Genomic DNA, 13661 nt, shown 5'->3' with positions numbered 1-13661 from the left:
ACAGTATAAATAAAACCATAACTTTACTAACTTGATTGAGTATTATCTAAACTTGATCATGAGGATATGGAATTATCAATACTAGTGAAAAATCAGCAAGTATAACGGAATTAAAACAGCTAAGTTAAGTATAAAAACCAAATAATTTAAACCCGCTTTTATTCACAGATAATTAAAGAATGCGTATAGCCTGGATTGGAAAAAAATCACCTTTTTGTGGTAATGTCACCTACAGTCGAGAAATAACAAACGGATTATTAGACAGGGGACATGATGTCAGTTTTCTTCACTTTGCTCAAGAGGAATCTGAACCAAATAATTGGCCAAATTTTAAAGAAGTTTCTTTACCTTTTATTTATAAGTCCCAGGTTTATACTATTCCCACTTTTAAAGCAACCAAGGTTTTAACCGAATCGCTACGGGAAATTAAGCCGGATGTAGTTCATGCTTCTTTGACTTTATCAACTCTGGATTTTGTTTTACCAGAAATTTGTCAAGAATTAAATTTGCCCTTAATTGCTACTTTCCATACTCCCTTTGCTGGTAAAGGAGCAAAATTAATCTCTGGTACACAACTTTTGGCTTATCAGCTATATGCACCTTTTTTAGATCATTATGATAGAGTAATTGTCTTTTCCCAAATTCAAAGAGAGTTATTAGCGAAAATGGGAGTTAGGGAAGAAAAAATAGCTGTTATTCCTAACGGTGTTGATGTTGTTAAATATTCCCCTGGTGTTTCTCATATAAAAAAAGAATTTAATGCAGAACGTTTGTTTGTTTACCAAGGTCGTCTTGCTCCCGAAAAAAATGTAGAATCTCTATTACGGGCTTGGAAACAGTCAGAGATGAACGTTAATAGCAAGCTGTTGATAGTTGGTGATGGTCCGTTGAGAGCATCTTTAGAACCTTTTTATGGGTCTGAATCTGGCATTATCTGGTTAGGTTTTGTCGCTAGTGAAGAACGCCGGATAGAAATATTACGGGGAGCAGATGTATTTATTTTACCTTCTTTAGTAGAGGGTTTATCACTCTCGTTATTAGAAGCTATGTCTTGCGGTTTAGCTTGTTTAGCTACTGATGTCGGTGCAGATGGGGAAGTATTGGAACAAGGTGCTGGTGTAGTTATTAGCACCAGGTCTGTGCGATCGCAACTCAGAACCCTTTTACCACTATTCCAAGACCATCCAGAGTTAACCACAGTTTTGGGGCAAAAAGCGAGAAAGCGGGTTTTAGAACGCTATACTATAAATGATAATATTACTCGGTTGGAAGAACTTTATACTAAGGTTGTCGCACAACGACCTTTAACACTCAGTTGGGGTGGTTAGTACAGGAAATATAGGTTTAGCTTGGGTTGACGTAAAGAAACCCAACGATAATATCCCCGACTTCTTTGATTATTGTGTCCATAAATTATAAATTGATCTGGTGAAGTCGGGGATCTGGATATGAACGATTGCTATAGCTGAACATTTACCATTTCTAAAGTTTAAATTGTCTCAGGATCAATATTTAATTCTCTCAATTTTGCAGCTAAACGCGCTGATTTTTTCGCTTCTGCTTCTGCTTTTTGAGCTTCTTGTTCCGCGCTTTCTTCAGGTGTAGGAACTAAATTTCCTTCTGCTGTGAAATACCGCAATAAACCATCATAAATTCCTAAATATAAACCTAACTGATGACTCCAAAGATGTCCTTTTTCATTTGCTGTTAGAGGTTGATATTCTCCATCTAATAAATGAAAACCTGCAAATTCTAATGTATAAGGATCGAACCAAAAATAATCCGGTGTACGGAAAGTATTTTGATAAAGTTCTTTTTTAAATTCTCTATCTGTATTTGCTGTAGTTGGTGAGAGAATTTCTAAAATGAAATTAGGATATTTACCATCTTCTTCCCAAACTACCCAACTTTTACGGGTTTTGCGTTCAGTTCCCAAGACAACAAAGAAATCTGGACCGCGAAAATATTCAGATTTTGTGGGAGGATATTTATAATAAATACTAAGGTTTCCAGTAGCATAAAAATCATTTTTTGTTCTCCATAACCATTGGAGACAACTAATCAGTAAAATTATTTGTATTAGATGTAATTCTGATTCTAAAGAAGGTTCATCACTATATAAATCACCAGGGGGAAAAATCACATCTTGGGAGATGTTTTCTTGTGTTTCTAATTCTTGTGCAATGATCATAAATTTGATATAGCATCAAGTTGTAATTGTTTGATTATAGCATGATTCTGACTATCTAAAAATCGGCATTCTTGGTGGTGCTGTTTTCCACATTAAATCAATTTCTTCAGGTGTGAGTTGATAAGCTTGATTAACCAAATCAGAAAGACGATGTTCTAAATTTAAAGCTTCATTTTTACGACTTTTAATTTCTGGAACATAATCATTATGAGCTTGACGTAAAGCTGTAAATGCTGGTATACTTAAAGGGTCTGAAGATTTTTTTGCAGTCTTTGGTTTTGGCATTCTTTTTCTGACTTCTTCCACAAAGTCTGCAAATTCCAAAGTTGCGAAATCTTCTAGTTTATTTCCTAGTTTCTCAATTTTGTATTCTACTTGCAACCAATCTAATACTTTTTTATAAACTTCTCTGTTGAGTTTGGTAATTTCAATTAAACAGGTAACTATTGCTTCTACTTCTGCGCGTATTTCTGCTGTAGGTTGTGCAATGGGTAAAGTTTCAAATAAATATCCCATTGGACTAATAGCGTCAGAAAGCATTTTAGTAAAAACGCGTTGACTATACCACCAAATAATAGGGGAATTAAGTAAAGCTAAAATAAATAGATCTTGACTGGGAAGAATAAAAGTTTTATCATTTCCAAATACTCCAGAATTATCAAGTGCATAAAGTGGAAAAGTTTGAATAACTTGATAGATAATTTTTGGTTGTTCAAACAAATACCAATAATCTGAAGCATATCGACTTAATGCGTACCAGGGAAATCTTCCTTGCTTGACTTCTGGACGAAGTTCCAGATTTTTTTTATGTTGTTCTAACCAAGACAAAACAGATGGATAATTATTAATAGGACAATCCCATTTTACAAAAATCATCCATAAATTTTCCCAATCAGGACACCATCTTTTAATATCCTGACCTCGTAAATAAGGTTTGATAATTTCTGCACATTTTGGATCAGATTGAATTAACTTATTTTTAGTAGCTTCATCTATTAAAAATGCCTCATTAAAACCTGTCATTATCCCCCTATATGGTTTAACTCCAGCAAACTCCTTTAACGGAATACCTACCCGTTGAATTTTCCGCATTAAATCATCAACCGCAGGTGGTTCTAAACTCCAAGCATTAGCAGTAAAACGCGACCAAGGAATAGTGTAACTGTTTTCTTGATTCTGCACATATTGAGTCAGGTTTATTTTTGGTAACTCCTCACGAGGAACAGCACAAACTAAAACCTCTCTATTCTCATTCTCTGTATTTAAAACTTCAGATTTTCTCGCTGCGACAATACAGGGAAAAGTATCAGCATCTTCAAAAATTGGTGCGTGTCCAAAATCAATAATTTGTTCAAACACACTTGACTGAGAAAAAAACCGTCGCAAAGGTTCACCATAACCAGAACGCAACCATTTATTAGTCACAATATAAGAAAGTATTCCTTCCGGTTTGAGTAGATTTAAACCTTTTTCATAGAAATAAATATAAATATCCGCAACTCCATCATAAGTTTGATAATTTTCCTGTAAATAAGGTTTAAAAGGTGATAACAACTCCTGACGAATATAAGGAGGATTTCCAATAACTACATCAAAACCACCTTCAACGAAAATCTGCGGAAATTCATTTTCCCAAATAAAAGGTAAATCAGTAAATTGTGAATCAGCAACGATAGAATTACCAACCTTAATATTATCATCCAAATAAGTTAAAGTTTTTCCCTGAGTTGCAGTTTTTAACCACAAAGATAACTTAGTAATTTCTACCGACTCTGGAGATAAATCAACCCCAAACAGATTATTTCTGAGAATAGTTTTATCTAATTTAATAGTCATTTCCGGTAAAGATTGTAGAGACGTTCCATTAAATTGTAGAGACGTTCCATGGAACGTCTCTACATCAGATTTTTTATTACTTTGATGTTTGAGAAATCGCAAATTATCATTAACTCGTTGATACTGACTTTGCAAATAATCAAAAGCTGCAATTAAAAACGCACCAGAACCACAAGCAGGGTCAACAACTCGCGTTTTTACTAATATTTCATCCCGGTAAGTTAACCAAAATTCAATTTCTCTTTCTTGCTGTTTTTGTGTATCTGCAAATTCTTCAAATTGCAAACGTTCTCTTAATTCATCTTCTCGTTTTTGTAAATATCCACCAATCGCAATTTCGACAATATATTGAGTAATATAAGCAGGAGTGTAAAAGACTCCTAACTTTTTCCGCTTACCTTGTTTTTTATCAAATTCCTGTTTAGCAACATCAGCTTTTAATTCTTCTAAATCTGTAATTGACTGTTCAAAAATTCGTCCTAAAATATCTACAGAAACTTCTGAATCAAAATCAAACCGTGTCAGTTGTTTAAGTTGCGTACATAAAGGATCAGGAATATTTAATTGTTCATCTAAAATTGGATCATGTTTAAATAAACCACCATTATAACCCGGAATTGGTGGATCTTCATTACCTTGATCAACCCAGCGAAAAACATCTTGATAAATTTCCCAAATCGGACGATTATTATAAGCATTTTTGCTATCATGAGCTTTAGTAATTGTCTTTTCTGGTAATAATCCTCTATCCTCACAAAAAGCAATAAATAAAATTCTGTCTAATGTCTTTTGTGCTTTTTCAATTAATAGTGCGTCACGGTTAGGAATATCTAATGAAGCAGAAAAACGAAAATGCTTAACTATGTTTAATCTAACTTGTTTATATTCTTCATACAGTTGTTTAGTAATATCCTCTTGTGCTTGATTAGAAGCGGTTAACAACCTATCAATTACAGATACATCTTTAATAGGTAAAAAATTCTGGAAACAAAGAATAAAATAAAATCTTTTAAATTCCTGAAAATCTGCTAAATCTGCCAATAAAAACTTTTCATAATAAGCTGGAGTCTTGTTAATATGATATAATCGCAATTCTCGATAATTAGAAATAATAATCCAATGACAATCAGGAGTATAATTAGCATAATTCCAACCTTGATCAACTGCTGACTTATCCCGTCCCGATGCAGCGCGATCTAAATTATTTTTAGTACCTTTTAACTCAATAGGTGCTACTACTTGACCTTGTAATTTTACCTTACCTTTTTGATTTTCTACTGCGGTAAAATATCCTAAAGCTGCATCAGCAGCACCCCCACCATCAGCAATATGTCTTTCTGGGTAAATTTCCCAAGCTTTACCACCACCATCAATTACAGAACGATAACCTAAAACATCTTGAAAAATATCTTTTAAGAAATCACCATGTAAAGAAACTTCGCTAAGTTTATCCAGTGTACCTGATTTGAAAGCCTCAACCCATTTTTTAATAAAATCGTGACGTGCTTCTAAATCTTCAGGAAATTTAAAATTACCCAAAGCATTTTTTAACACCTTTTTCTGAAATAGATTTTTATCATTTTGTTGACTCATAATTACTAACTCTTGAAAATCAAGAAACTTTAATCTTATATATTCAATAAATTACCACCATACTAATTATAACTCCTAAAAAAACACATCCTGTAAATCCTTTAATCATGGATATCCTGATTCTGACAACTTAGATATTTAAACGCAGATGTAGCTTGCTTCCCGAAGGGTACGCAGATTAACGGAGATTTTTATATCCCCGACTTCTATGATCAATTATCAATTTTATTTACAAGATCATAAAAGAAGTCGGGGATCTGATGACTCGACTATCTATTATTCGGACGCTGAATAATAGTTTCCACCACACGGCGTTTTGCTTGCGGATCAACACCTACCAAACGCACATATTCACCACTATATTCACCTAAACAAGATTCCAAAGTCGAAATCGCATCAGACTTAGCATCTATTTGTAAGTTACCGCAACTTTGCCATGAACCTGTACGAAAACGCCGTTCATCAACGTGTTCTATACTAATTGTGTAACCTTGGGATAAAATCTGGCGAATTTGTGCTTGTGTGTCTAAAGTTAAATGAGTGTTATTTGTAGTTTCACTAATTGCAGGTTGACTAACTGGAGTTTCTGTAACAGTAGGTTTAGATTGAGAACCTCTACCTCGATTTAGTCTATTATATTCATCAACTAAATGAGAATTTTCTACTCGTTTTTGTTCACCTACCATCAAATTACCAGCTTCAATTAAATGGGATAAACTGAAATCAGGCTTTTTAAATTCTGGTGGTGCTTCTGCACTATTTACCACCCGCATAGATATTTTTTCAAACCCTACTTTATAAATAAATTCGCGGATTTGTTCATCATAAATGCGGGAACGCACAGCACTAAAAAAGTCAACCGATTGATGAGCAAAAGTATCTACAAACTGTTCAATTTCTCGTTGTGAAAGTCCATCTTCAGCAAAAATTCCCCCCACAATTCCTACCTTATCATCGCGGTTAGGGTCCCAGTAAAATTTCTCCATCCTTCCATCTCTAATTAATGGTGCGTAAAGAGTAGAAAAATCATTACCTGTGACAATTATTGGTACACGACGAATAGGGTTTGAATCATAACTTCCTGGTAACTGCACATCTGTGGGATTATCAGCAATATTCATCAATGTGGCATTTACCAATTGGGTATTAACTGTATATTGAGTTCCTTCGTCAAAGCGTCCAGCACCAGCATCTAAATCATTAATCATCAGGACGCACATTTTACCGCGCACTTTCACTAATTCTGCTGTTTCACGATAACGGAGACGAATTAACCGCGCAGGGTCTCCCGCATCTGGACTTTCTAATTCTCCTCCAGATATCAGCGTTGTCTCTATCCCCATTTTTTCAAACGCTAACTCACATTGAAAGGATTTACCTTCTCCTTTGCGTCCATGAATACCTAGAATTAAGGGAACTCGGATACCAGGAATATTTAAAAAGTTTTTGGTGATGTGAACAGCAAGTTTATCAAGAAACCGAGGGGAGATGTAGTAACCCATAAATTTATCACTATCTTTATTGCTATGTTTGACCTATTAAGATAATAATAATATTTTTTGGTAACAATTTGATATAATTTTTGATAACTTCTGTAAGTATCAGATCCCATACTGTGATATAATCTAAATACTTTATTCAATACGGATAATTTTCGCTGTCATCTAGTAGAAAATCAATCTACAAAATCTAAACATGACTGCAATCATTGACATACAGCAATTATATGAGCGTGATTACTTGGAATGGTTAGAGGAGACAATTAGACTTCTCAAATCTCGTCAAGTAGCAGATATTGATTATGAAAATTTAATTGCAGAGTTAGAAGAATTGGCTAAAAACGAAAAAAGAAGAGTAAGAAGTCTATTAGAACAGATTATTAGACATTTATTACTTTATCAATATTGGGATCTAGAAAAATCTAGAAATGCTAATCATTGGGCAGCAGAAATTATTAGTTTTCGTAATCAAATCAATGAAGATTTAACTACTAATTTACTTAACCATTTAGATGAAAATTTAAACCTGATTTATAGCAATGCTTTAGATTATGTGAAAACTAAAAGCAAGCTAACTAATTTACCAGAATTATGTCCTTACACTTTGGTTCAGATTTTGGATAAAAATTGGTTGCCTTAATTTTCTACCTGCGGCTAATTTAAACTTGTAGACAAATATTAGGGAAATAAATCTTCTATTCCCCAGGTTAGAATTATTTGACGCGAGTATAATATCAAAAAATGTCTCCTATTATTCTCCTGCCATTAATAAAACTTCAGCATACAATTGTTCACGTATCCAGAAGCCATTGGCAATCAAATCATCTAATATTGGTTTTAATGAAAATATAAATCCTTGTTGTTTAGCTGCTAATAATATACCTAACAATCCTGTTACTCGCAAACCAGACTTCATAGCCTCATTTCTGCCTTTGCGTTCATCTATAATCAGTCTATCAGCTTTTAACTCTACAGCCAAGGCGATCGCCTCCGCTTCACCTGGATCTAAAATTGTTTGTAGACTCTGAACTAGGGAAATATTAGCAACAGGTATAACTTTAATCCAGTTTAAAGTCTGAATTGCTAATGTACCTGGGTCTGTAGCGCCACAATTAATAATTTCCTGATAAACTACTGGTGGAATGATAATATTTCCATAAAGTTTTTGCAACAAATTTAACTGCCCAATTGCAGCTATGTTGCTGATAGGTGAAGTATTACTAACAATAATCATTGCCAATTGTTCGCTTCTAGGCTTTTCACGTCTTCCTTCAGTTCAACAATATCATAGTGAAGGGGAATTTTGCGACTTGCAAGTAGGCGTTGAAACTCCAGTTGATTCATGTTAGCAAAATAACTGGCCTGTCCTAAAGTAAACCGTTCTTGTTGAAATAGCATAATGGCAATTTCCTGAACTAATTCAGCATCCGACATTTGAATTTTATGTAAAACTTCATCGGGAATGGTTACACTCATAAGTATTACTGGCAAATTAATTTCTGTAAATTTAGTATAATTCAAATTACAACTTTTCCACCACCGTCCACCCCAAACTCGTAGACTGTTCATAAACCTTCTTCAAAGTATTCACATCTCTGCTAGAAATAGATGCAGGTTTACGAACTTGTGAAAAATAAAGTGCGTCAGTTTGTAATGGACTATGACCCCAAATTCCTAAAGCGTGGCCGAGTTCATGACGTGCTGCTGCTTGCAAATGTTCTCCTGTTTGACTAGGACTTAACAGGATAGTAAAACGGTGAAATAAGATATTGTTTTGATTATTTTGATTGTATAGTTCGTAGGTTGTTAATGCAGAACGCGCACGAGGAATTTTACTACCAGGTTCAATTTGTAAAGGTGGAGATTTTCGGACAATTGTAATATCTGCAACTTCCGAATTTTCTACTACCTGCAAAGGTAAATAAACATTCCATTCTTGAATAGTTTGTAAAACATTATTAACCCATACTTGCGATTGTTTTTCACTTATTCTTGTGGGTGTTTCTATCTTCACTTTGACTGGAAAACTTGACCAAATTAAATAACCAACTTTAGTAGGTTGGATGTTATCAAAATAATCACCACTGTTGGTTTTATCTTGCCACTTTTCCAAAGTAGATGGTAAAGGATGGGGTTTTTGTTGATAAGAATTCTGGGTAATGGCGTTAGTTTGGAAATTAGTTAAAATAACTAACAGTCCTATACTTATAAATAAAGTCAGAACTGTTAATAATCTCCGCCAAAATAATTTATTTCGGATTTTATATATTGGCTTTTGGGTGATGTTCCCCATTTTTGCTTATTTAGGTAGCCAATTAGCACTTAAAACCACTGTTAAACCCAAGAAAATTGCTACTAGCGCCCAAGTAACACGATTTAATGTGTTTTCTGCGCTTTTGGTGCTGCTAAAAAGTTGAGCTTGTCCACCAATAGCACCGATACCATCACCTTTAGGGCTATGTAGTAAAACCAGTACAATTAAACCTAAAGCCGAGAACGCCCAAATTCCTTGTACGATGCTAGTAACTGTCATACCAATTAAAAATTCCTAAAGATGAAACTGAATATAATTTAAACGTAGCACGCCGATTAAAAATTTGTTAATCCCAATTTTATGTAAAGCTGTACAGAATCATGAAATCCATGAATTCAACCGTATTTATCTGCGTTCATCTGCGTTCATCTGCGTTTAATCTATATTTACATATTATTTTATGCAGCGAATAAAATATGGCTTATGCCAAGCTGCGCTATCGCTACTACACAAACAAATTTCACCTGCGTGGACTTGATAAAAAAACCTGCGAAGGCAGGTTTCGTCTGTGTAGCTGCGTTCGCAAAGCGTGCCGGAGGCATCTTTATAATCGCTGGAAGGCTGTTTTACAACCCTGCTTGTACAGGAGTACGAGTCAGTTGTAAATCATATTCTGCGGCTTGGAGGAGCGATCGCCCTGTCATTTCTGGTGGCTGAGGTAGCTGTAAAATATCCAGAATAGTGGGAGCAATATCGGCTAACTTGCCATCATTCCGCAATTCCACCTCTGTACCATATCCAGGTATTTTGACCTTTTCGCCTTCTACCAAGATCAGGGGAACGGGGTTAGTGGTATGCGCCGTCCAAGGATTACCGTCATCATCTAGCATATACTCAGCATTGCCGTGATCAGCAGTAATAATTGCTGTCCCCCCAGCTTTGCCAATACTATCTATCAGACGACCTAAACAGCGATCCACCGTTTCAATTGCGGTGACAGTAGCTTCTACCAGTCCTGTATGCCCTACCATGTCAGGGTTAGCATAATTCATCACCACAAGAGAGTAGATGCCCTTTTCAATTGCAGCGATCGCTACATCCGTCACTGCTTTTGCTGACATTGCCGGTTCTTTGTCATAGGTGGCCACCATCGGACTACTGACCAGTTCCCGGTCTTCACCATCACAAGGTTCTTCCAGTCCCCCATTAAAGAAATAGGTGACGTGAGCATATTTTTCAGTTTCCGCAGTCCGAAACTGTTTGAGACCATGATTAGCAATAACTTCACCCAGAATATTCGTCAAGTTCTGGGGAGCAAAAGCAACAGACACAGATAATTCTGGGTCATATTGAGTAAATGTCACAAATGACAGCGGGGTAATTTGCTGTCTTTCAAAACCCTGAAAAGTGGGACTAACAAAAGCTTGAGTTAATTGTCTGGCGCGGTCGGGGCGGAAATTGAAAAATATCACCCCATCTCCAGGTGCAACTGCGCCAGGAGCAATTCTAACGGGAACAATAAACTCGTCGGTTACGCCTTCAGAATAGGATGCTTGCAAGACTTCTAACGCTGTTTTTCCGTTACCAGCGTCATCTTGTGTCATCACATCATAAGCGCGTTGGACTCGATCCCAACGGTGATCCCGATCCATTGCATAATAACGACCGCTAACAGTGACTATCTGCCCTATTTCCACACGGTCAATGTAGTCTTGCAATTGCTGGATGGATTTAGTGCCACTGGTGGGCGGAGTATCACGCCCGTCCATAATGGCATGAATACATACTTGTGAAATTCGCTGTTCCTTGGCTATGTCAAGCAGTCCAAGTAGATGGGTAAGATGCGAATGTACCCCGCCATCAGAACAAAGACCTACTAGATGTAACTTGCCATTAGATGAGCGAACTTCCTGGCAAATTTTGACAAGTGCTGGGTTAGAGGCTAGAGAACCGTCTTCAACTGCATCCGAGATGCGTACCAGTTCTTGGGGAACCACACGCCCAGCGCCAATATTCAAATGACCAACTTCCGAGTTGCCCATTTGACCTTCTGGCAACCCTACGGCTTTTCCTGATGTGCGAATGAGGGTGTGGGGATAAGCTGCCCATAAACTGTCCATGATTGGTGTTTTGGCAGCAGCGATCGCGTTTCCGCGCTTGTCCTCACAGTAGCCCCATCCGTCTAAAATGACTAGCACCACAGGAGCAACAGGTGCTTTGGTCATAGTAAAATTGCCCTTTACTTTTTGTAATATCCGAATGATACCATTACTAACCACCTCTGGAGGTTAAATTCTGCTGATTAATTTCTCAGGTGCGTTCTTACTATGAGCGCAGTGCCTCTTAAATTTTGTCAACAAACCATTGCACGCGGCAGGTATCGCCCAACTTTCCATCTTCAATTTATCTCAAGAATCGGTATAACAGCTTTTATCGCTAACAGCAAAGATTGTACAAAAGCAGGATATCCATCTGGGCAGCAAGTTTTGATTATCGTTAAATCAATCTGTTTACCTAAGTGCCAGCGAATTTGTAGCGGACGCTGATTGCTGCTGTCTTCTGACAGGTATGTTGATTGAGCGATCGCATTCTCCAAAATATGCTTGGTATTATCTAAATCTTCTAAATTTCCCAGAGGTGGCAATTCTACACCTAAAATAGTCGAAACAGTTTGGGTATCAGCCAGTAACCACGTCTCAAAATTTCTAATTGCTAAACCTCCAGCACTGCGATCATTAATTGGTTGCTCGTTAATATCTAAATGATTATCACGAATTTTATTTAAAGCCCGTTCTAAATCAATTTGCCTTTGATTTATGTTATCATCTGCATCAACAACAATGAGGAGCATGTCTACATCCTCTGGTTTCCACAAAATAACAATTTGCGCTAGATATTTGGGATCTAAAATAGAATGTCCAGTGCGTAAAGTAAGTTTTTGACTTTCTTTAATTGACGGATGTCTTTGGACAAAATCACAATCAGGAAATCCAGCATTTTCCAATTCTCGTCTAATTAAAGTATGCAGCGCACCTTCATTTTCTCTGGCAATTACTTTTCCACCATCTTCTGGTTTAATATAAGGAATACTTGCCCCCAGTTCTGCCTCCCCTTCAGCAATTAGCCCAATCCGAATCCGACGATTCATGCTGGATTTCCTCCAAAGACATTCGTAAACCAAAGTTCACCTAATGCCCCATCATAAGCTTCTAAAGCTTTTTGAAACCGGACAGAATCTATAGGTAATTTATGAACTTGAGTTTTACCTTCTTTGTCTAATTCAACGGCACGGACTTGATATGGTTCAACATAATTTAACAACACAGGAGAATGAGTTGTAATTAAAACCTGAACAGGTTTACCAGTTATTCCTTCTGTGGAAACAATTTTTAGCAACTCCATCATTTTATGCAATAGCCAAGGATGCACACCATTTTCTATTTCTTCAAAGCAAATAATACTGGGGGTATTTTCTTGATACAGTGCAGTTAGAAAAGCTAGAATTCTTAATGTTCCATCAGATATGTCAGATGCAGGGATATGATGTTCTGAATATCTATCAACTAATTCTAGGGAAAATGTATTATTCTCACCACGAGGTAAAACGACTTTTTTAATATTAGGCGCAAGTTTTGTTAATCTTGCTTCTAATTCATCAAAACCTTCACGATTAGCTAATAAAATATCCAGCAAAGCATAAGCTATTCCCTCTCCACTTCTCTTCATTATTGGAGTTGTTGAAGTTGTTGAAGTTTGTCTAGAAATATCACCTGGAGCAAAATCATAAATACTGATTTTCTTTAAAGCTTTCGCCACTGGAGAATATAAATATTGATTAAGTATTAAACAATTTTTGATATCATTAATATATAGTTTTTGAGAATATTTTTTTGTATTATTTTCTATATCTACTTGTCTTGAAGGATAATCAAGATAAACTGATATCCTTGAAAAAGGATGCCTATTTTCAGCTAATACCTCAACATCTAATAAAATGAAATCCATAATTCCCTGCCAAAATTTAGATTCAAGACTTTGCGGATTTGTATTTAAAGTTGTTAATGACTGAGACAAAAAACTGATAGCTTCCGCATTTCCTGTATAATCTAGAAGTCTATTCAAAAAATCAGACAATACAGCTAGCGATTCACAAATATTAGATTTTCCAGAACCATTAGGACCGATGAATACAGTCAATGGTTCTAAATCAACTTCTGTATCAAAAAGGCTTTTATAGTGTTGAACTCTTAGTTTAGATAACATCTGTTTGTAAGTAAATTGGCTCGGG

The 13661-nt window shown here is 36.0% G+C and carries 12 protein-coding genes; 2 read left to right on the top strand and 10 right to left on the bottom strand.

Annotated elements, in window-relative coordinates:
• The first annotated feature begins 179 nt into the window (after nucleotides 1-179).
• Nucleotides 180-1328: a glycosyltransferase family 4 protein gene (locus VB694_RS22715; RefSeq protein ID WP_323362612.1), complete on the top strand. Its 1149-nt coding sequence runs from the start codon at nucleotides 180-182 to the stop codon at nucleotides 1326-1328.
• Between the two features lie 161 nt (nucleotides 1329-1489).
• Here the strand turns inward: VB694_RS22715 and VB694_RS22710 are convergent, their stop codons facing one another.
• From VB694_RS22710 to VB694_RS22700, 3 genes are all read right to left on the bottom strand, one after another.
• A complete protein-coding gene (locus tag VB694_RS22710) occupies nucleotides 1490-2191 on the bottom strand; it encodes a Uma2 family endonuclease (RefSeq protein WP_323362611.1) in 702 nt (233 codons plus the stop codon).
• A 51-nt stretch (nucleotides 2192-2242) separates the two neighbouring features.
• Entirely contained in the window at nucleotides 2243-5620 is a 3378-nt protein-coding gene (locus tag VB694_RS22705; RefSeq protein WP_323362610.1) for an Eco57I restriction-modification methylase domain-containing protein, read from the bottom strand.
• Between the two features lie 269 nt (nucleotides 5621-5889).
• Complete coding sequence (locus tag VB694_RS22700; RefSeq protein WP_323362609.1) at nucleotides 5890-7122, bottom strand: ribulose bisphosphate carboxylase small subunit; 1233 nt, start codon at nucleotides 7120-7122, stop codon at nucleotides 5890-5892.
• Between the two features lie 193 nt (nucleotides 7123-7315).
• Between VB694_RS22700 and VB694_RS22695 the strand changes: the two genes are divergently transcribed.
• Complete coding sequence (locus VB694_RS22695) at nucleotides 7316-7759, top strand: DUF29 domain-containing protein (RefSeq protein ID WP_323362608.1); 444 nt, start codon at nucleotides 7316-7318, stop codon at nucleotides 7757-7759.
• 111 nt (nucleotides 7760-7870) lie between these two features.
• On the opposite strand, the gene VB694_RS22690 is transcribed toward VB694_RS22695, so the two are convergent.
• The 7 genes from VB694_RS22690 to VB694_RS22660 all read right to left on the bottom strand — a co-directional run.
• Nucleotides 7871-8353, bottom strand: coding sequence for a DUF3368 domain-containing protein (locus VB694_RS22690; protein ID WP_323362607.1), 483 nt, complete (start codon nucleotides 8351-8353; stop codon nucleotides 7871-7873).
• A complete protein-coding gene (locus VB694_RS22685) occupies nucleotides 8350-8595 on the bottom strand; it encodes a UPF0175 family protein (RefSeq protein WP_323362606.1) in 246 nt (81 codons plus the stop codon). The genes VB694_RS22690 and VB694_RS22685 overlap by 4 nt, the downstream gene beginning before the upstream one ends.
• 46 nt (nucleotides 8596-8641) lie before the next feature.
• Entirely contained in the window at nucleotides 8642-9412 is a 771-nt protein-coding gene (locus VB694_RS22680) for a peptidase (protein WP_323362605.1), read from the bottom strand.
• 6 nt (nucleotides 9413-9418) lie between these two features.
• Entirely contained in the window at nucleotides 9419-9652 is a 234-nt protein-coding gene (secG, locus tag VB694_RS22675; RefSeq protein WP_323362604.1) for a preprotein translocase subunit SecG, read from the bottom strand.
• Between the two features lie 347 nt (nucleotides 9653-9999).
• Complete coding sequence (gpmI, locus tag VB694_RS22670) at nucleotides 10000-11598, bottom strand: 2,3-bisphosphoglycerate-independent phosphoglycerate mutase (RefSeq protein WP_323362603.1); 1599 nt, start codon at nucleotides 11596-11598, stop codon at nucleotides 10000-10002.
• Between the two features lie 173 nt (nucleotides 11599-11771).
• Entirely contained in the window at nucleotides 11772-12521 is a 750-nt protein-coding gene (locus VB694_RS22665) for a hypothetical protein (RefSeq protein WP_323362602.1), read from the bottom strand.
• Nucleotides 12518-13661, bottom strand: a 1144-nt coding sequence (locus VB694_RS22660; protein ID WP_323362601.1) for an ATP-binding protein, incomplete at its 5' end; no start/stop codon positions are given. The genes VB694_RS22660 and VB694_RS22665, both read right to left, overlap by 4 nt.

Origin of the sequence: Anabaena sp. UHCC 0451 (assembly GCF_034931405.1) — a bacterium.
In the GTDB taxonomy this organism is placed as follows: domain Bacteria; phylum Cyanobacteriota; class Cyanobacteriia; order Cyanobacteriales; family Nostocaceae; genus RDYJ01.
The sequence above is the reverse complement of the archived record's forward strand: the minus strand, read 5'-3'. Positions and strand labels throughout refer to the sequence as shown.